Annotated in this window: 19 protein-coding genes and 1 tRNA gene; 15 read left to right on the top strand and 5 right to left on the bottom strand. The window is 36.4% G+C overall.

What is annotated here, in order from left to right; genetic code table 11:
* Positions 1 to 80 precede the first annotated feature (80 nt).
* Positions 81 to 578: a GNAT family N-acetyltransferase gene (locus D0817_RS17380; protein WP_127339645.1), complete on the top strand. Its 498-nt coding sequence runs from the start codon at positions 81 to 83 to the stop codon at positions 576 to 578.
* A gap of 73 nt (positions 579 to 651) precedes the next feature.
* Positions 652 to 1506, top strand: a complete 855-nt coding sequence (gene prmC, locus D0817_RS17385) for a peptide chain release factor N(5)-glutamine methyltransferase (RefSeq protein ID WP_127339646.1) — start codon at positions 652 to 654, stop codon at positions 1504 to 1506.
* A gap of 123 nt (positions 1507 to 1629) precedes the next feature.
* On the opposite strand, the gene D0817_RS17390 is transcribed toward prmC, so the two are convergent.
* A complete protein-coding gene (locus D0817_RS17390) occupies positions 1630 to 2874 on the bottom strand; it encodes an ABC transporter permease (protein WP_167470958.1) in 1245 nt (414 codons plus the stop codon).
* Between the two features lie 204 nt (positions 2875 to 3078).
* Here D0817_RS17390 and hisS point away from each other — a divergent pair, with 204 nt between their 5' ends.
* From hisS to D0817_RS17445, 11 genes are all read left to right on the top strand, one after another.
* Positions 3079 to 4506, top strand: a complete 1428-nt coding sequence (gene hisS, locus D0817_RS17395; RefSeq protein ID WP_127339647.1) for a histidine--tRNA ligase — start codon at positions 3079 to 3081, stop codon at positions 4504 to 4506.
* Positions 4507 to 4795: 289 nt separating this feature from the next.
* Positions 4796 to 4866: transfer RNA gene (locus tag D0817_RS17400), tRNA-Trp, on the top strand.
* A 462-nt stretch (positions 4867 to 5328) separates the two neighbouring features.
* The gene (locus tag D0817_RS17405) at positions 5329 to 5907 is read left to right on the top strand and encodes a nucleotide exchange factor GrpE (protein WP_127339648.1); all 579 of its coding nucleotides are present in this window, start codon (positions 5329 to 5331) and stop codon (positions 5905 to 5907) included.
* Positions 5908 to 5985: 78 nt separating this feature from the next.
* Positions 5986 to 7095 carry a molecular chaperone DnaJ gene (gene dnaJ, locus D0817_RS17410; RefSeq protein WP_127339649.1) on the top strand — a complete coding sequence of 370 codons (1110 nt, stop codon included), beginning with the start codon at positions 5986 to 5988 and terminating at the stop codon, positions 7093 to 7095.
* Positions 7096 to 7256: 161 nt separating this feature from the next.
* On the top strand, positions 7257 to 8177 hold the full coding sequence (locus D0817_RS17415) for an ABC transporter ATP-binding protein (protein ID WP_127339752.1): 921 nt from the start codon (positions 7257 to 7259) through the stop codon (positions 8175 to 8177).
* 95 nt (positions 8178 to 8272) lie between these two features.
* Positions 8273 to 9589 (top strand): ABC transporter permease, encoded by a 1317-nt coding sequence (locus D0817_RS17420; protein ID WP_127339650.1) that lies wholly within the window; start codon positions 8273 to 8275, stop codon positions 9587 to 9589.
* An 88-nt stretch (positions 9590 to 9677) separates the two neighbouring features.
* Positions 9678 to 10841, top strand: a complete 1164-nt coding sequence (locus D0817_RS17425; RefSeq protein WP_127339651.1) for a sigma-54-dependent transcriptional regulator — start codon at positions 9678 to 9680, stop codon at positions 10839 to 10841.
* Between the two features lie 188 nt (positions 10842 to 11029).
* The gene (locus D0817_RS17430) at positions 11030 to 11695 is read left to right on the top strand and encodes a DEAD/DEAH box helicase (RefSeq protein ID WP_127339652.1); all 666 of its coding nucleotides are present in this window, start codon (positions 11030 to 11032) and stop codon (positions 11693 to 11695) included.
* An 84-nt stretch (positions 11696 to 11779) separates the two neighbouring features.
* Complete coding sequence (locus D0817_RS17435; RefSeq protein ID WP_059116437.1) at positions 11780 to 11998, top strand: putative signal transducing protein; 219 nt, start codon at positions 11780 to 11782, stop codon at positions 11996 to 11998.
* A 128-nt stretch (positions 11999 to 12126) separates the two neighbouring features.
* Positions 12127 to 12930, top strand: coding sequence for a Cof-type HAD-IIB family hydrolase (locus tag D0817_RS17440; RefSeq protein WP_127339653.1), 804 nt, complete (start codon positions 12127 to 12129; stop codon positions 12928 to 12930).
* A 3-nt stretch (positions 12931 to 12933) separates the two neighbouring features.
* Entirely contained in the window at positions 12934 to 13467 is a 534-nt protein-coding gene (locus D0817_RS17445) for a GNAT family N-acetyltransferase (RefSeq protein ID WP_127339654.1), read from the top strand.
* A 91-nt stretch (positions 13468 to 13558) separates the two neighbouring features.
* Here the strand turns inward: D0817_RS17445 and D0817_RS17450 are convergent, their stop codons facing one another.
* A complete protein-coding gene (locus D0817_RS17450; RefSeq protein ID WP_127339655.1) occupies positions 13559 to 14080 on the bottom strand; it encodes a hypothetical protein in 522 nt (173 codons plus the stop codon).
* 506 nt (positions 14081 to 14586) lie between these two features.
* Between D0817_RS17450 and mtaB the strand changes: the two genes are divergently transcribed.
* A complete protein-coding gene (mtaB, locus tag D0817_RS17455) occupies positions 14587 to 15921 on the top strand; it encodes a tRNA (N(6)-L-threonylcarbamoyladenosine(37)-C(2))-methylthiotransferase MtaB (protein WP_127339656.1) in 1335 nt (444 codons plus the stop codon).
* Between the two features lie 416 nt (positions 15922 to 16337).
* The gene (locus D0817_RS17460; RefSeq protein WP_127339657.1) at positions 16338 to 17405 is read left to right on the top strand and encodes a hypothetical protein; all 1068 of its coding nucleotides are present in this window, start codon (positions 16338 to 16340) and stop codon (positions 17403 to 17405) included.
* A gap of 211 nt (positions 17406 to 17616) precedes the next feature.
* Here D0817_RS17460 and D0817_RS17465 read toward each other — a convergent pair whose 3' ends face one another.
* The 3 genes from D0817_RS17465 to D0817_RS17475 form a co-directional block, all read right to left on the bottom strand.
* Entirely contained in the window at positions 17617 to 18126 is a 510-nt protein-coding gene (locus D0817_RS17465) for a hypothetical protein (protein WP_127339658.1), read from the bottom strand.
* A 124-nt stretch (positions 18127 to 18250) separates the two neighbouring features.
* Positions 18251 to 18967 (bottom strand): 3-ketoacyl-ACP reductase, encoded by a 717-nt coding sequence (locus D0817_RS17470; RefSeq protein WP_127339659.1) that lies wholly within the window; start codon positions 18965 to 18967, stop codon positions 18251 to 18253.
* A gap of 112 nt (positions 18968 to 19079) precedes the next feature.
* Entirely contained in the window at positions 19080 to 19667 is a 588-nt protein-coding gene (locus D0817_RS17475) for an LURP-one-related family protein (protein WP_127339660.1), read from the bottom strand.
* Positions 19668 to 19718 lie beyond the last annotated feature (51 nt).

The following is a 19718-nucleotide window of genomic DNA, read 5'->3' on the forward strand; positions in this document are numbered from 1 at the left end:
TATTTTTGAGTTTACCGTCCCGTTAAGAAAACTATCGGAAAACTATTTTTACTTTTGTAGTTATAAGATGAATAAAGAAAATGGAAAATTGGAGTATCAGAGCAATTAAAAAAGAAGACAATCAGGCAGTTGCTGCATTAATAAGAGCGGTTTTTGACGAAATGGAAATTCCAAAAACAGGAACTGCTTACGAAGATCCCTACTTAGATTTAATGTTTGAAGAATATAATAAACCACAATCGGTGTATTATGTAGTGGAAAGTGAAGATAAAATTGTGGGTTGTGCCGGAATCGCACCCTTGGAAAATGGAGATCCTGAAATTTGTGAATTGCAAAAAATGTACTTTTTGCCTGAAACCCGCGGTTTGGGAATTGGAAGTGTTATGATGGAGAAATGTTTGCAGCAGGCCAGGGATTTTGGTTTTGATAAATGTTATATCGAAACGATGCCCTTTATGCATGCAGCACAAAAATTATATAAAAAATCAGGTTTTGAATATTTAGATGCTCCGATGGGATGTACCGGGCACAGTTCTTGCCCTGTCTGGATGCTGAAAGATTTACGGAGTAATGTGTAACATTTTTTGTTACTGCAGTACTTATTGTGAATGCACTTGGTTTTAGCTGAAAATTAATGCTCAAAAAAACAAAATGAGAATCAAACAATATCGTACTCAGTTTATACAGGAATTATCGCCTTTTTATGATGCATATGAAGCGGAGAGTTTTTTCTATTTAATTTTAGAATACAAACACAAGCTGCGACAAATTGACCTGGCACTTAATCATGAATTAAATTTTAGCACAGCCGATCTTGTTTATTGGTGTTCGATTTTAGAACAATTAAAAAAAGAAGTTCCAATTCAGTATTTATTAGGAAAAACGAATTTCTACGGAATGGATTTCGAAGTAAATGAGAACGTTTTGATTCCAAGGCCCGAAACGGAAGAATTAGTCGAATGGATTATTAATGAAAATGCCGTCATCGACAAATCCAAACGGTTAAAAATTTTAGATATCGGGACCGGAAGCGGCTGTATTGCTATTTCACTGGCGAAGAACCTTCCAAATGCAGAAGTGTATGCAATAGACATATCGAAGAAAGCACTTGAAACAGCCAAAAGAAATGCAATCAATAATAATGTTGAAGTGACCTTTATCTATAAGGATATTTTAGAACTCGAGCTGCTGAAAGATAATTTTGATATTATTGTTTCCAATCCGCCTTATGTCCGGAATTTGGAAAAAGAAGAAATAAAAAAGAATGTGCTGGACTACGAGCCTCATTTAGCCCTTTTTGTAGAAGATAATAATGCACTGGTTTTTTATAAAAAGATTGCTGCTCTGGCTCAGAAAAATCTTCTGGAAAACGGACAGCTGTTTTTCGAAATTAATCAATATCTGGGTGAAGAGATGAATAGTTTACTGGAATCAATGAATTTCAAAAATATTGAATTACGCAGGGATATTTATGATAACGACAGAATGATGAAGGGGAGTCTTTAGTCTCAGTCTCAGTCTCAGTCTCAGTTTTCAGTCTCAGTCTCAGTCTCAGTCACAGTTTTCGGTCTCAGTGTTTACGCAAACGGCACACTGCGACTGAAAACTGTGACTGAGAACTAAAAAAAATCACTCGTATCGCAAAGCTTCTATCGGGTCAAGTTTCGAAGCTTTAACAGCAGGATACAATCCGGAAACAATGGCTACCATAAAACTTGTGGCAAAGGCTGCAAAAATGGCCATCCAGGGAATCACAAATGCAAAGCCCATTGCGGATGAAAAGGCAAATCCCACTAAAATTCCAAGTACAATTCCTGCCAGGCCGCCAAGTTGGCCAATCAATAGGGTTTCGATAAAAAACTGAGTGGCAACGGTTATTCTTTTCGCGCCTAAAGCTTTTCGGACTCCAATTTCACGTGTACGTTCGGTAACCGAAACAATCATGATATTCATTAAGGCAATCGATGAGCCTAAAATCGTAATGATACTGATAATCCACGCAGCCCAGCCTAAGTATTGGGTAATTCCGAGAATTCTGTTGATTAAATCATCACTGCGGCCAATACCAAAATTATTATCACGAACCGGACTTAATTTGCGTACCCTGCGCATTGTACTTGTAGCGTTATCAACCGCTTCGTCTAAAAGTTCTTTTTTGGAAACCATCACACTCATGGTGTAATTAATATTGGGTGCCGTAAACAAGGAACGCGCTACCTGAATTGGGATTAAAACCCGTAAATCCTGACTGTTTCCAAACGTTGATCCTTTTTCTTTTAAAACGCCGATGACTTTAAAACGGGCTCCGCGAATGGAAATTATCTTATCAATCGGATTGACATCTTTCAATAAACCTTTTTCAAAATCAGATCCTACAATGCAGGAATAGGTGTTGTTTTCAATATCAAACTGATTGAAACTGCGTCCGGAGCTAATTTCTAAACCCGAATTGCCTATAAAATGCTCGTCGACCCCTAAAATGCTGATTTCCGGATCTGTTTTTTGGTCTAAATATTTTACTTCCGCTTTTGAAGTCGCCGTAAAGGAAAGGGATGTTTCCGTAAAAGGATATTTGTATTTGTTTTTAAAAGCTACAGCCTCAGGATAGGAGATAATCGGGTTAATAACTTCACGTTCGTTACCACCGCGATTTTTAACCGTGTTTTCGTACTGATTAATATTGAAGGTATTGGCGCCCATTGAGGCGAAATTGGTCGAAATGGTATTTTCCAAAGCCGTCACCACTGTCAGGATCCCAACGAGAGCTGTAATTCCGATCGCGATAATTAAAACGGTAAGAATGGTACGTAACAATTGTGTTTTGATGGAACCAAACGCAATTCTGATATTTTCTTTGAATAATTTTAGCATCATGAACAATTTGTCACGAAAATACGTTTTTTGTTACAAGTTTGTTTTCGAACGGGCATTATTTATTTTAAAAAATAAGATATTTGCAGGCGGTTAGAATTGACAGCACATCTGAAATCTAACAAATTCAATAATCTAAGAAAGTTTTAAATTAAGATTTGAAAAAATCTAAAATCTAAAATAAGCAATCTAAAATATCAAATAAAAATGGCTTCAAAACCAACTATACCACAAGGAACAAGAGATTTTTCGCCGGCAGAGGTGTCAAAACGTCAATATATTATTCAGATAATAAAAAATAATTTTGAAAAGTTTGGTTTTCAGCCTATCGAAACGCCATCATTCGAAAATTCAGATACCCTAATGGGGAAATACGGTGAAGAAGGGGATCGTCTGATTTTTAAGATTTTGAATTCAGGGAATTTTTTCTTCAATAAAACAAAAATTGAATTACCGGAATCCCTGGAACAATTACAACTGAATTCTGCTGAAACAATCGATCTTAATCAAAGAATTGAGCTGAATAAATTTACAGGAAAGATATCCGAGAAAGCGTTGCGCTATGACCTGACAGTTCCGTTTGCCAGATATGTGGTACAGCACCAAAACGAAATTGAATTTCCTTTTAAAAGATATCAGATTCAGCCGGTCTGGAGAGCTGACCGTCCGCAGAAAGGCCGTTACAGAGAGTTTTTCCAGTGTGATGCAGATGTTGTCGGTTCAAAGTCTTTATGGCAGGAAGTAGAACTGGTGCAGTTATATGACACTGTTTTTACCGCTTTAGGCCTGGATGGCGTTACCATTAAAATCAACAACAGAAAAATATTGTCCGGAATTGCCGAAGTAATCGGAGCTTCAGATAAATTGATCGATTTTACCGTGGCTTTAGACAAGCTTGATAAAATTGGTGAAGATGGCGTGAAAAAGGAAATGATCGAAAAAGGAATTGCCGAAGAAGCATTGGTAAAAGTACAGCCGTTATTTAGTTTCAGCGGGACTTTTGCAGATAAAATCAGTCAGCTTTCTTCTTTACTGGCTTCCTCTGAAGAAGGGATGAAAGGAGTTCAGGAGCTTAAATTTATCTGTGACAATGTGGCTACTTTAGGATTGGCAACAGCCACTCTGGATCTTGATGTTACGCTGGCTCGTGGATTGAATTATTACACCGGAGCCATTTTTGAAGTGGCAGCACCAAAAACAGTTTCGATTGGTTCCATTGGCGGTGGCGGAAGATACGATGACCTAACTGGTATTTTTGGTTTAAAAAATATGAGCGGTGTTGGAATTTCATTCGGATTAGATCGTATTTATCTGGTTTTAGAGGAGCTTCAATTGTTCCCGGAAACTGTGGCGGCAACTTCTAAAGCATTGTTTGTCAATTATGGTGATGCCGAAGCTTTGTATGCTTCACAGGCGATTCAGAAACTGAGAAAAGAAAATATAAAAGTAGAATTATATCCGGATAATGTAAAAGTAGGGAAGCAATTTCAGTACGCCGACAAACGTTTGATTCCTTTTGCCGTCATTGCAGGCGATCAGGAGATTGCGGCTAATTTGTACTCGCTTAAAAACCTGGTTTCAGGCGAACAAATTTCAGTTGACTTTGAAGGATTGAAAAACGCTTTGTTAGGCTAGTTTTGAGGTGTGAATTTTTTTTGCCACTGATCTGACAGATTAAAAAGATTTTTTTTTGACAAGAATTGCACAAATTTTCAGAAATTTTAAAATGTTGTAAAATCAATTTGTATAAAGTTTTGCTTTTTTAGTTAAGCCATTAATCAGTTTACGAACTAGTTACGCTGAAATAATAATTCATGCCAATTTTTGGAATTCGTGGCGAACGATACACAATAGAAAAAACGCTTTAAATCTGCTTTAAATAGTTGCCGGGGAAGAAAAAATACTTTTAATTTGCGGCCAAGTTACGGGCGTAGTTCAAGGGTAGAATAGCGGTCTCCAAAACCGTTGATGGGGGTTCGAATCCCTCCGCCCGTGCAATTTTTTTGACGCAAAGAACGCAAGGATTTTTTATCTGAGAATACTTTTAAAAAACATATAGTTCGCAAAGCTAAATCAACAGGAAGCTTTGCGAACTTCGTTTTTTATAAAAGCCAAAAGTAAAAACTTAGCGGTCTTTGCGGTAAATTTTTTTTCTCAAAAAGCAAAAAAAAAGCTTCGTCTGAAAATAGGCGAAGCTTTTTTTAATATAAGGTAAACTTGAATTAATAATTATTTATGAAGCCGAGGCCAACCCTTAAATTCAATTTTGATAGGTAATATTGTAGTCCCAATTTGAAATCCAAATATAGTTCAAACTAAAACGTAATAGTCTTAAAATTATACTAAATTTTCAGGCCTGTTTTTCAGTTTTTTAAAGTACTGAATTTTAATAAAGTGACAATTTGACATTTTAAAAGATTTGGCAGTACTTTTGCAATCCAACACAAAGAATAAAAAATGAAGTTTAAAAATATTTTTAAAAATAAAAGTAATATGACTACGGAAAATACAGAGTTCGATCAGGAATTAGATGATGTAACGTTAGAGAACAATGCCAACGGTGAGCAGTTAATTGTTGAAGAATTAAGTGTTGAAGAGCAATTGGCTCAGGATCTGGCAAAAGAAAAAGATAAGTTTTTGAGATTATTTGCTGAATTTGAAAATTATAAAAAAAGAACTTCAAAAGAACGCATGGATTTGTTCAAAACAGCCAATCAGGAAGTTTTGTTAGCCATGCTTCCTGTTTTAGACGATTTTGACAGAGCAACTGTAGAAATCAACAAGTCTGATGATGAAAATTTGAAAAAAGGAGTAGAGCTGATTCATGAAAAATTAAAAAGTACTTTGGTTGCTAAAGGTTTAGAGCAGGTTGAAGTAAGAGCAGGTGATGCTTTTAATGCTGATTTTGCTGAAGCCATTACGCAAATCCCTGCACCTTCTGATAAGCTGAAAGGTAAAATTGTTGATGTAATCGAAAAAGGATACAAATTAGGAGACAAAATTATTCGTTTCCCTAAAGTGGTTATCGGAAACTAAAAATACAGACAATATTCTGAAAGTCAATTTTTTAAGTATTGGAATTTGGAATTTTTGATTTGGAATTTAACCTAAATTATGAAAAAAGATTTTTACGAAATACTAGGCATTTCAAAAAATGCTGACGCTGCCGAAATTAAAAAAGCGTACCGAAAAAGTGCGTTGAAATATCACCCTGATAAAAATCCGGGCGACAAAGAGGCAGAAGAAAACTTTAAACTGGCAGCAGAAGCCTATGAAGTTTTAAGTGATCCGAACAAAAAAGCGAAATACGATCAATACGGGCACCAGGCATTTGATGGTTCCGGAGGATTTGGCGGTGGTCACGGTGGTATGAATATGGATGACATTTTCAGCCAGTTCGGTGATATTTTTGGCGGTGGATTCGGCGGTTTCGGCGGAGGCGGAGGCGGTCCTCGTCGTGCTAAAGGAAGTAATCTTAGAATTAAAGTGAAATTAACTTTAGAAGAGATTGCAAATGGTGTGGAGAAAAAAGTAAAAGTAAAGCGTAAGGTTCAGGCCAAAGGCGTTACCTACAAAACCTGTTCGACCTGTAATGGTCAGGGTCAGGTAATGCGTGTGACCAACACTATTTTAGGAAGAATGCAGTCTGCGTCAACTTGTCCTACTTGTGGAGGTTCCGGTCAGATTTTAGATAAAAGACCATCTGAAGCAGATGCACAGGGAATGGTGCAGGAAGACGAAACCGTTTCAATCAAAATTCCTGCAGGTGTAGTAGACGGCATGCAGCTTAAAGTTTCTAACAAAGGAAACGATGCTCCGGGAAACAGTATCCCGGGAGATTTAATTGTTGCCATTGAAGAATTAGAGCACGAATTCCTGAAACGTGAAGGTGAAAATGTTCACTTTGACTTGTATATCAGTTTCCCGGAAGCAGTTCTGGGAGTTTCTAAGGACATTGAAGCAATCAACGGAAAAGTGCGTATCAAACTGGAAGAAGGTATTCAATCCGGAAAAATATTGAGATTAAAAGGAAAAGGTATTCCAAGTATAAATGGTTACGGAAACGGGGATTTACTGGTTCACGTAAATGTCTGGACGCCGAAAACCTTAAACAAAGAGCAAAAGCAATTTTTTGAAAATGCCCTAAATGACGAACACTTTGTGCCAAGCCCTGAAAAATCAGAAAAATCATTTTTTGAAAAAGTAAAAGATATGTTTTCGTAACGACACTTTTTTAAAAAGGTTTAAATAGATAAGACCCATTCTAATGTAAAAGATTAGGATGGGTTTTTTGCGTAATAATACGCAGATTCGCTTTGAATTATTTACTTTTACAAACGCAGACCAAGAAAGGTCAAATTGACGCAGAAAATCCTGAAAACAGCATGAGCAACTTACTCGAAGTACATAAAGTCGTAAAACAATACGGTGATTATGTAGCGCTTAACGAAGTTTCATTAAATGTGCCTAAAGGCAGTATTTATGGACTATTAGGTCCTAATGGAGCTGGAAAAACATCCCTTATCAGAATCATAAACCAAATTACGCTGCCCGATAGCGGTGAAGTAATTCTGGATGGAGAAAGATTACAGCCCAAACACGTACAGACCATTGGCTATCTTCCTGAAGAAAGAGGTTTGTATACGTCCATGAAAGTGGGGGAACAATGTTTGTATCTGGCCCAAATGAAAGGACTTTCGAAAGCAGAAGCTAAAATACAACTGGAGTACTGGTTTGACCGCCTTGGAATTCAGGGCTGGTGGAACAAGAAAATTCAGGAACTTTCTAAAGGAATGGCACAGAAAATTCAGTTTGTGGTTTGTGTACTTCACAAACCGAAACTGCTGATTTTTGATGAACCTTTTTCAGGTTTTGATCCTGTCAATGCGAATGTTATTAAAGATGAGATTTTAGCTTTAAAAGAGCAGGGAGCAACAATTATTTTCTCAACACACCGAATGGAAAGCGTTGAAGAGCTTTGTGATCATATCGCTTTAATCCATAAATCGAATAAACTTATAGAAGGAAAATTGGTCGATGTGAAACGTCAGTTTAAAACAAACAGTTTTGAAGTGGGAATTCTGACCGGTAATGTAGAGGGTCTGATGTATGACATTACACAAAAGTTTACCGTTTCACCGGCAAGTTTTAAATCTTTGAATGACGATCTGAAACTGGAGATTCAAATAGGGAATGCAACGCCAAATGAATTATTACACCTGCTGACACAACGCGGACAAGTAACACATTTTGTAGAGAAAATTCCAAGCGTAAACGATATTTTTATTCAAACAGTAACGAAATAGATCTTTAGATCGTTAGACTTCTTGGATTTTAGACTAAATCCGGGAATCAAAAATCTAACAATCCAAGAAGTCTAACCATCTAACTAATCTAAAAAATGAGCATCATTTCATTAATTATAAAAAGAGAATTTATTGCAAAAGTCCGCAATAAATCTTTTGTTGTCATGACTTTTCTAAGTCCGCTGTTGTTTGTGGCCATTGCCGGTTTTATTGGTTATCTGAGTTCCATGAAAGCAGAAACCAAACGAATTGCAATTCATGACGAAACGGGTTTGTTTGCAGGCGATTTTGTGAAACAGAATAAGAAAGACGGGGAATACAAATACCTGAACCTTTCTGAAATTGATGTAAAAGCGCTGAAAGACAGTATTACAAAAGAAAATTTCAGTGGCTTGATTATCATTCCTAAAACAGATGATTTTAAGGAGCTTGAAACTAAAGTGGACTATATTTCAAATAACAGTCCGAGTATTTCTTTTATCGAAAACACACAGGATGTCATAGCGTCGAAAATCACAAAAATTAATCTGGAGAAGGCTAAACTGGATACATTAGCCATTCAGAAAGCCCAGGGAACTGTCAATATTCATCTGGCCAAATCTTCCGGAGAAGAAAGCCTGAAAGGGCTGAACGAAATCAAAATCGGAATAGGTGGCGCATTTGGCTATCTGATTATGATGTTCATCATCATTTATGGAAATATGGTGATGAGAAGTGTCATTGAAGAAAAAACAAACCGAATCATCGAAATCATTATCTCTTCGGTAAAACCCTTTCAGTTAATGATTGGTAAAATCGTGGGAACTTCTTTGGCAGGATTATTACAATTTATGATCTGGGCGATTATTGGATTAGGGTTAATGTTTGCCGCTTCCGCATTTTTCGGAGTAAATGTGGGGCCAACTGCCCGAATTTCACCCGAATTAATGCATTCGGCACAGCAGGAATTATCAGGTCCGGCGCAAATGTATATGGCCGAATTATGGAATTTACCGATTGCCAGTATACTAATTGGTTTTGTCGTGTATTTCATCGGAGGCTATTTTTTATACAGTTCATTTTATGCTGCAATCGGAGCTGCCGTTGACAATCAGACCGATTCGCAACAATTCCTGCTGCCGATTATTATGCCGCTTATTCTGAGTGTCTATATTGGTTTCTTCACTGTCGTGAATGACCCGCACGGTACTATCGCGGTAGTGTTTTCGATGATTCCACTGACCTCACCAATTGTCATGTTAATGAGACTTCCGTTTGGAGTACCGTGGTGGCAAATTGCAATTTCGGTATCATTATTGTTTGCTACGTTTTTCCTTGTAGTCTGGTTCGCAGCCAAAATCTACCGTGTCGGTATTTTAATGTACGGAAAGAAACCCACCTGGAAGGAATTGTATAAATGGCTTAAATATTAATTTACAGTAACAAAGGTTCAAAGGCACAAAGAGACAAAGGTTTTAAACTTTGTACCTTTGCACCTTTGCAACTTAGAACCTCAAAAATATGAGTAAAATACTAATCATAGAAGACGAAGCAGCGATCAGAAGAGTTTTGGTAAAGATCTTATCAGAAGAAAATGATACCTATCAGGTAGACGAAGCGGAAGACGGTGTTGCAGGTCTTGAAAAAATAAAAAACAACGACTACGATTTGGTTTTGTGTGATATCAAAATGCCAAAAATGGATGGGGTTGATGTTTTAGAAGAAACAAAAAAAATAAAACCGGAAATTCCGATGGTTATGATTTCAGGTCATGGCGATATGGAAACAGCAATCCACACTATGCGTCTGGGCGCTTTTGATTATATCTCAAAACCGCCGGATTTAAACCGTTTATTAAATACCGTTCGTAATGCTTTAGATAAAAAACAACTGGTAGTTGAGAATAAAATCCTGAAGAAAAAAGTCAGTAAGAACTACGAAATGGTCGGGGAGAGCGAAGCCATCAGCCATATTAAACTGATGATTGATAAAGTAGCCCCAACCGAAGCGAGAGTTTTGATTACGGGACCAAACGGAACCGGAAAAGAATTAGTCGCACATCAGTTACATGAAAAAAGCGAACGTGCTAATTTCCCTCTGATTGAAGTAAACTGTGCGGCGATTCCAAGTGAACTAATCGAAAGTGAGCTGTTCGGACACGTAAAAGGTGCTTTTACCTCGGCAGTGAAAGATCGTGCAGGAAAATTTGAAGCTGCAGATAAAGGAACTATTTTCCTTGATGAAATTGGTGATATGAGCCTTTCGGCGCAAGCCAAAGTTTTAAGAGCCCTTCAGGAAAGTATGATTACCAGGGTCGGTGCCGAAAAAGATATAAAAGTAGATGTTCGCGTGGTAGCAGCCACCAATAAAGATCTAAAAACAGAAATTGCGGAAGGCCGTTTCCGTGAAGATTTATACCACAGGCTGGCTGTTATTTTAATAAAAGTTCCGCCATTAAATGAAAGACGTGACGATATTCCGGCTTTGATTGCGCATTTTACAGAGAAAATTGCTTCAGAACAGGGAAATGCCGTTAAAGTATTTTCAGCTCAGGCGATACAATTATTACAGGAATACGACTGGACAGGAAATATCCGTGAACTTCGAAATGTAATAGAAAGACTCATTATCCTTGGCGGAAACGAAATCTCGGAAACAGACGTGAAAATGTTTGCCACTAAATAAAAAGCTTTACGCTTACTGCGTGTGTCTACTGTGATAAAAGAAAGTAGCCTCTCAGCGTTAAAAAAATAAAGTACTTGCTCAAGGTCTACAGCTTATAGCCTGGAGCTTACAGTATTAAAATAAATAAATCAATTTGCCCACGGCCTACAGCTTATAGCCTACAGCCTGCCGCTTACAGCATTAAAAAAATGAAACTAAAAAAGATAAACGAGAAGCTACAGGACGCTCTAGTAGAAAACGGGTTGACGGAACCTAATATATTACAGAAAGAAACTTTTTCGACTATAAAAAGTGGTTCTGACTGTATTGTTCTTTCTCCAAAGGGAAGTGGAAAATCAACGACAATTGTTTTGAATGTCATTCAGCAATTAGCAGGTCATGTAGAAGAATCGCCAAGAGCTTTGATTATTGTGGAAGACAAAACCAAGGTCTTGGAAATGGTTGAGCTTTTTGCGAAATACGGAAAATATGCCAATCTTGAAGTGTATGGTGTTCATGATAAAGGGGATACGGACTACGATAAAAACTATATTTCAACCGGAATTGATGTTTTAATCGGAACGCCAAATAAATTGAGCGAAATGTTTACCACGGCAGGTTACAATGTAAACCGTCTTAAAATGTTTATTCTGGATGATGCAGATCCGATTTTAAAATTGCGTCATGAAACTAAAATCATGCGTATTTCAAACAGTATTACAAAAACACAGCGTCTTATTTTCGCTGAAGTGCTAACGGAACGCATCGAAATTTTGGCTGATAAAATGTTATTGGAACCTTACCTTTTTGATATGGATGAGGAAGGAGAAGAAGAGCTTGACGAAGAAGAAGATCAGATTGAAGAGGAGGAGTAAGCCTCAAGTCTCAGTCTCAGTTTACAGTGTTGAAATCAAGCCACTGTAGCGAAAAAATATACTAATAATAAAAAATAAAATGTTATGGGATTAATGAAGGTGTTTTCAGGAAGTGAAGTTCTGGCCATTGCGTTACAGCAAAGATTAGAAGAAGCAGGAGTAGAAACTACAAAAAAAGATAATATTCAGTCTGCAAGACTGGGAGGTTTCGGCCAAACCGATCTGGCAGTGGAAGTCTTTATACAAGAAACAGATTTTGCAAAAGCAAATCCTGTTATTGAGGATTTCAGAATGAGTATTTAGATAAGTCTTCAGTCTCAGTTTTCAGTCTCAGTACAGAAAATAGATTGATATAAAGTAAGTAAAAGTAATCAGTCTCAGTTCACAGCTACAACACTGTCTACTGAGACTGCGACTTAAAACTAAAAAACATGCAATATAAAATGCTGGTGCTCGACATGGATGATACCTTGTTGACTGACGATCATAAAATTTCGGAATTAAATAAAAAAGTGCTTCTTGAAGCTCAGGCCAAAGGCGTTTACGTGGTTCTGGCTTCGGGCCGTCCTACTTCTGCAATGACAGCCTATGCCAAAGAATTAGAATTAGATCTGAACGATTCGTTTATTATTTCATTTAACGGAGCTATTATTAGCACGGTAAAAGAAGATCTTATTTTATTTGAGCAAAAACTGACAATCGAACAGATCCATGAATTGTACGATTATAGTGTGAAGATGAAAACCCACATCATTACCTATCTGGATAACGAAATTATCAGTGAAACAGATTCGGAGTATATTGAAATTGAAAAAGAAATAACAGGATTAGCACATCGCAAAGTACCAAGTTTCAAGGATGCAGTTGACAGACCGGCGGTAAAATGTATTTTACTGGAAGAACCGTCTTATTTAAAACAAGTCGAAAAAGATCTAAAAGTAGCGATGCCTCATTTAAGTGTTGCCATGTCAAAGCCTTTCTTTTTAGAAGCGGCTCAGCAGGGAATCGATAAAGCGGCAAGTCTGAAACTTCTGGCGGCAAAGCTCAACATTCACCAAAGTGAAATTATAGCAGTGGGAAATGCCGGAAATGACCTTACCATGATCGAATATGCCGGACTTGGGGTTTGGGTGGATAACGTAACCCCTGAATTACGTGACAGGGCTAATGTGATTGTGGCTTCCAATAATAATGACGGAGTGGCTGAGGTAGTGCAGCGTTATATTTTAACTTAGGATATGAAAAAACCAATTGAAACAGAACGTCTGATCTTAAGGGAATTTCTTCTTTCGGATGTGGAAGGGATGTTTGAGTTGGAATCTAATCCCAATGTTCACACGTATTTAGGGAATAAACCTATTACTCGCATTGAGGAAAGTCTTGCTTATATTGAATTTGTTCAACAGCAATATAAAGATTTTGGAACAGGCCGTTGGGCAGTTATCCTAAAAGAAACAAACGAGTTTTTAGGCTGGTCAGGAATCAAATTTATAACGGATGAAATCAATAATCATAAAAAATTTTATGAAATTGGATATCGTTTCATCGAAAAACACTGGGGAAAAGGGTATGCTACCGAAGCCGGAAAAGCTTTTACAGCGTATGCTTTTAATGTAATGGAAGTAGAGGCTCTTTATGCTTATGCGGATGCCGGAAATGAGAACTCCCGGAGAATTTTAGAAAAACTGGGCTTGCAGTATGTCAATTCTTTTGAACATGAAGAAGAAATGGCAGTTTGGTATGAAGCAAAGAATCCAAACTATAATTCCTAAGAAATGCATCCCAAACCTTTTTAAACTTACTCCTGAAGATTTAAAAAGATTTGGAAAACAGCTCGAAGTTTATGTTTCTGAATATTCAGAATTATTTTTTAGCTACAGAAACAAAATATTTATTTCCGTCACCCATTGTTAATTTTACGCGCTCGTCACAAAGATCGATGGCAAAATTTACACTTTCGTAACAAGTACAGGTTGTGTTTTTGTCTTTAGACATTTCTGTTTTGCAATTGTTGTTTTTAAAAGTAGCCAATTGCGGTGTGTACAAACTAACTAAATCAGTAGAAGCAGTTACCAGTGAAATAATACTTGCAGAATTATTATTGGTGATTCTGTAAACAATTCTGTCCGTATAGTTCACTTCATTTACCGTTACTTTACGGATGTAAGTATATGCAGTTGATCCTTCTCCTGGTTCCTTCACTTCAAATTTAAATCCCACAGCACGAATGGCAATGTCAAATTGCGATTGAGAGTTTAAACTTGCCCAGCCTGTTAATGTACTAATTGATGGGAACGGATTAGTTGCCGGAGCAGCTGCAGTTTGCGCTTGCGAACTGAAAATGGTTAAGAACATCAAGCAGATTGTGGGTAAAAATGCTTTCATAATAAGTTTGGAGTTTTTAATTTTTGCCTACTCTTTATGGTTTTCGGCTTTCCCATTTTATTTTTATTAAACAAAACAACAACATAACGACAAAATATCAAAATTGTTATGGTAAAATCTGTTGTTAAATTAATTTATTTATGTTAAATTTTTAATTGCTTAACCTTTTGGATAAAAGCAGTTTTTCGAAAGCTAAATGTAAGAAAATTTTAATTTAAGTTTCAAAAAAATGTATTTTATCGATATTATTTGCATTTTATCGATGTTTTTGTCATTTTATTCTTATTGAAATAAGTTTTGCGATGTTTTAAAGATAAAACTTATTTTAGATACTACCGGGTTCAATTTATGGTTTTTATGTCAAATTTAAATATTCAATTAATGCAAAATGTTGATATATAGTATATTATTGATTTTCTTTTAAAGAATATTGTATGTAAATTTGCAAACTCTTCAATTGAGAATGTAAATATAATATCTTACTACTTAAAATGTAGTGTATTCCTATGGAAAATAGAAAAAAAGTTGCCTTTTATACGCTTGGCTGCAAACTGAATTTCTCAGAAACTTCTACAATCGCCCGAAATTTTAACGATGAAGGTTTTGATCGTGTCGATTTTGAAGAAGTAGCCGACATTTATGTGATCAATACCTGTTCGGTTACAGAGAACGCCGACAAGCAATTTAAGCAGGTGGTAAAAAAAGCAATGAAACTTAACGAAAAAGCTTTTGTAGCCGCAGTTGGGTGTTATGCACAATTAAAACCCGAAGAATTAGCCGCTGTTGATGGCGTTGATTTGGTGCTGGGAGCGACCGAAAAATTTAAAATTACAGATTATATTCATGACCTGAGCAAAAACGATATGGGTGAAGTACACTCCTGCGAAATTGCTGAAGCCGACTTTTACGTTGGAAGTTATTCTATAGGTGACCGTACCCGTGCTTTTTTGAAAGTACAGGATGGCTGTGATTATAAATGTACATATTGTACAATTCCTTTGGCAAGAGGAATTTCACGAAGTGATGCCCTTGAAAACGTATTGCAAAATGCGAAAGAAATATCGACTCAGAACATTAAGGAAATTGTTTTAACCGGAGTAAATATCGGTGATTACGGAAAAGGGGAATTCGGAAATAAAAAACACGAACATACATTTCTGGATTTAGTTCAGGCATTGGACAAAGTAGAAGGAATTGAACGTTTGCGAATTTCATCCATTGAACCTAATCTGTTGAAAAATGAAACAATCGATTTTGTTTCGAAAAGCAGAACTTTTGTACCGCATTTTCATATTCCGTTACAATCCGGAAGTAATGATATTTTAAAATTAATGAAACGCCGTTATTTACGCGAAGTGTATACAGAACGTGTGAATAAGATCCGTGAAGTAATGCCGCATGCCTGTATCGGTGTCGATGTTATTGTCGGTTTTCCCGGAGAAACAGATGAGCACTTTTTAGAAACCTACCATTTTCTGAATGAAATGGATATTTCCTATTTACACGTATTTACGTATTCGGAAAGAGACAATACCGAGGCAGCAAATATGCCCGGAATTGTTCCTGCCAACGTACGCGCAAAACGCAGTAAAATGTTACGTGGTTTATCGGTTAAAAAACGCCGTGCTTTTTACGAAAGCCAATTGGGATCTGACAGAACAGTTTTATTCGAAAGCGAAAATAAAGAAGGGTACATTCACGGTTTCACCGAAAACTACGTAAAAGTAAAAACGCCATGGAATCCGGAATTAGTCAATACATTACAGGAAATTAACCTGACAAAAATAGACGAAGACGGAAGCGTTCGCCTGGAATTTTTAAATAAATTGGCAGAAGCCTAAAAAAGATTTACAGGTCATTTTGTATCAAATGACAAAAACAAGAAAGCCCTTATCAAAAGGGCTTTCTTGTTTTTTGAAACCTGGTAAGAAGCCGATGTTTTTATTTCTGATTTTCAGGAATCACTAATTTCAAAGACTGGTAACTTCTCCACCAGTTAATTCGATAAAAAAGGTTTATTTCTTTTATAACTTATTCATTTCTATCGGAATACTGTCATTTTAGAGCCGAAAATACGGAATCGGATTACAGATTTTTGCCTGGAAGAAACAAATTCTATTCTCGTTTTTTTTCCGGTAATATAGAAAAAAATGCCATTTATTACTTCGATCTGCTATTTATTACTTCTAGTAGTTTAATTTTTTATTTGTAAGAAAAATTTTAAATATTTGTAAAAGCTAATTTTAAATTTTTTATTATGAAAAAGAGATTTATAACCACCCGAATGGGACGTTTAGTTTTACTACTGGCTTTTTTATGTTTAATTTCTTGTGAAAAGCCCAATCTTTATGATGAAGATTCTGTTCCTAAGACCAATTTGGCATCAAAAAAAAGTGCTGTAAGTGCGAGTGCTATGACACCAGAGCAATACCAAACCTCGGAGGTGATGTACACGTTTTTACGTGGAAATAACAGACTCAATCCTCAAAGTCTTCATAGTAACATCGGAAATAAAGCCGTTTATTACTTTGGTAAACTGGATTTCGATACGGAAGATGGTCGGAATTATATCCAAATGGAAGCAAATATGATAGATTTTGTTTCGCATAGATTCGAACTCAATGGTAAGTATCTCAAACCAAAATATTATGATCAGCAAGAGGAACTAAGAAGATATTTCTCGTATAATGCAGAAGATTTAAACCCGCCATTTATATCATTTTATTCCAGAATAGACTTTCTTTATTCAATGTATGACAAAAATCTGAAGTCGCTGGTGCTTTTTAGAATTAATTCCAGAAAAAACAACTTTTATATCGATCCGGATAATGGCCGCCCTGTCGCTTTATTTCCTTATTTAGATAGAGGGCTGGAAGAGTCTCATGATCCATACCCTGCCTATTTTCACTTGGGAGAAGATAAACAGTGGACTTTAAAAGTTTTAGATCCCTCAAAAGAGCTCATAAATAAAATTTATATGGCTTCTTATGCTAATCAATCACATTCTCAGATAAATGGAGGTGCACCTCTATTTCAAAGAATTTGTGTACTTAAAAATAATGCTACTGTACCAACATATAAACTTCCGGAAAAGAACCAGGGTGCTGACGCTAAGTGGGAGCTCCTTGATGAATTCTTAGGGCCTTACCCGGAAAGTCGGGGAACAGGGAATGCCGGAGACTGTTTTATACATATTAAGCGTTCTGGTGAAATAGATTATTTTAGATTGAAAAAAGATCTTAATTACCAACAATGGACAGCAATACCAGATGACCGAAAAGATACTGATGTTTGGGAGTATATTGATCCTTTACCTAAAGGTTAAAAAGCAATTCCAAAACGAGCATCCATCTCCAATTTGTTTTGAGCTCTTTTATCCGGAATTTATATTTTTTCACGACCAGCGAAAAAAGTTAATCTTTAGAGAAAAACTTTCAACCCTTGAATTTTCAAGGGTTGTTTTGTTTAGCCGAAAACTTAAACCTGACCAATAAGTTCAGACAAATGGTAGATTTACGATGTTGAAAAAGTATATTTTACTTCGCATCTTCCTGAATTACCAATTTCAGGGAATTGATATAATCCGTATCGAATTCAATTACTCTTATTTTTTGCGGGTTGAAGCTTAGTTCCCCTCCAAACTTTCCTTTTATATCCACAAAGTCAATTGTCAGTTCTTCGTCTGTTAATTCGAGTAATTTACCTAAATAGGCAGATTTGGCAGATTTTTTTGAAATCTGGAAAATGCCATATTTATCAGTAATGAAATTTACAATGGAAGCGAGATCCCTGATCGGAATAATGTCTTCGGCATTGGTTTTCAAGCCTTTCATACGGATTACTTTTTCAGTAAAAGCAAGATCCTGATCCCTGTGAACGGCTTCGATATTTTTGTTTTTTAAAATCACGAAACCATCAAGAATATAATCGACAGGATTATTTCTCAGTAAAATCCAGTCATCGGAATAATCAATAAGAAAGCCGGTAAAAATTTCTTTTTTATCTGTGAATTCTATTGCAATTAATTGTCTTAAATATTGTTCCATCCTGTTTTTTTTTAAAATTCCAATCTCTGTATTGGGGGGAAAATTCCAAATTCTAAATTCCAAATTCCAATTCAATTAACGCTTGGAATTTGGAATTTAAAAATTTTGGAATTTATTCTTTAATCTAAGGATTTGTTGACCAGATACTGCTGTTTTTAATGAAAACCCTGCGGCTTAATTTAAGCTGGGCAATGATCAATTCGGCAATATCTTTCGGCTGCATTACTTTCTCGGGATTTCCGTCAGTTAGGTTTAGGTCGAGTGCCAAATCGGTAGCCACTGTACTTGGTGTTAGTGCGGTAACACGGATATTGTATTTTCTCATTTCCTGCATCAACGAATCGGTTAAACCCAAAACTGCGAATTTAGAAGCACTGTAGGCACTGGTTAAGGCATTTCCGTTTAAACCTGCCGTAGACGAAATGTTAATGATGTCGCCGGTTTGTCTTTCCATCATACTAGGTAAAACAGCACGGGTCGTGTAATAGGTTCCCATCAGGTTTACCTGAATGATTTTCTCCCAGGCAGCTGGTTCCAGTTCAAGGAATTTTCCAAAAGCAGCAATACCGGCATTGTTGATTAAAATATCAATATTGGTAAACTCGGCCAATGCTTTTTCTACTGCTGTACTGATAGAAGTAATATCTGAAACATCAGCACTTAAAGCCAGTGCTTTTACACCTAAACTGGAAATTTCAGCACTCAGCTGATCCACATCAGCCTGTGTTCTTGAAATCAGAATTACGTTGACGCCTTCTTTGGCTAAAGCTATAGCAATTGCTTTTCCGATTCCTTTTCCGGCGCCGGTAATCAGGGCATTTTTATTTTTTAAATCTGTCATGGTCGTATTTTTTGAAATGCAGAAAGCATCATTCTTAGTGACACAAAAATAATTCTTTTGATGGCTAAAATGATGCTTTCCGTTGTTTCTTAATCTAAGTTTAACAACTTTCTTATTCTTTCAGAACCATATCAATACACATGACAGCTCCAAGGATTAATTGTCTTAGCGGACTGTCGGCAGCTACATGCTCTTCAATCTGAAGCACATAATTGTCGGCACTGGTAAAAAGTTCTTTACCCATTCCTGCCCATTTTTTGCTTACCTGAGCCAATTGCCTGTTTTCGTGCGAAAATTTAAAATCCCAGCCTGTCCATTTTCCCTGAAGGGTGGCACAAGGTCTTTCATTTTTATCCAGAATTTCAAATTTACCTCCAAAAGAAAAGAACTTTTGTTTGAAAGTCCCCACCAGACGGTCTTTTTCATCCAGAACTTCAACAGTCGAACGGAAAACAGCAACACCACGTCTCACCGTAAGTAACTTTTCACCGGAAGCAGTCGTAATTTCCACATCAAAAGGAGTCATTCTTTTATAATCAGTAAAACGAAATACTTTGGTAAAAAAGCCCAGATTATTTTCGCGGCAATTCATGATGATCTGATTGGTTTCCGGATTATAAATATCATAGTTGTTAGCTGCTTTAAACATACCAACGTGCTCTTTTACAAGGAATAAATTCTGATTTAAAATTGGATTCATTAAATTTTATTTAAAGTTAATTTATAAAGGCTTTTATTAAAAAACCAAATG

Source organism: Flavobacterium cupreum, assembly GCF_003996965.1.
Taxonomy (GTDB): domain Bacteria; phylum Bacteroidota; class Bacteroidia; order Flavobacteriales; family Flavobacteriaceae; genus Flavobacterium; species Flavobacterium cupreum.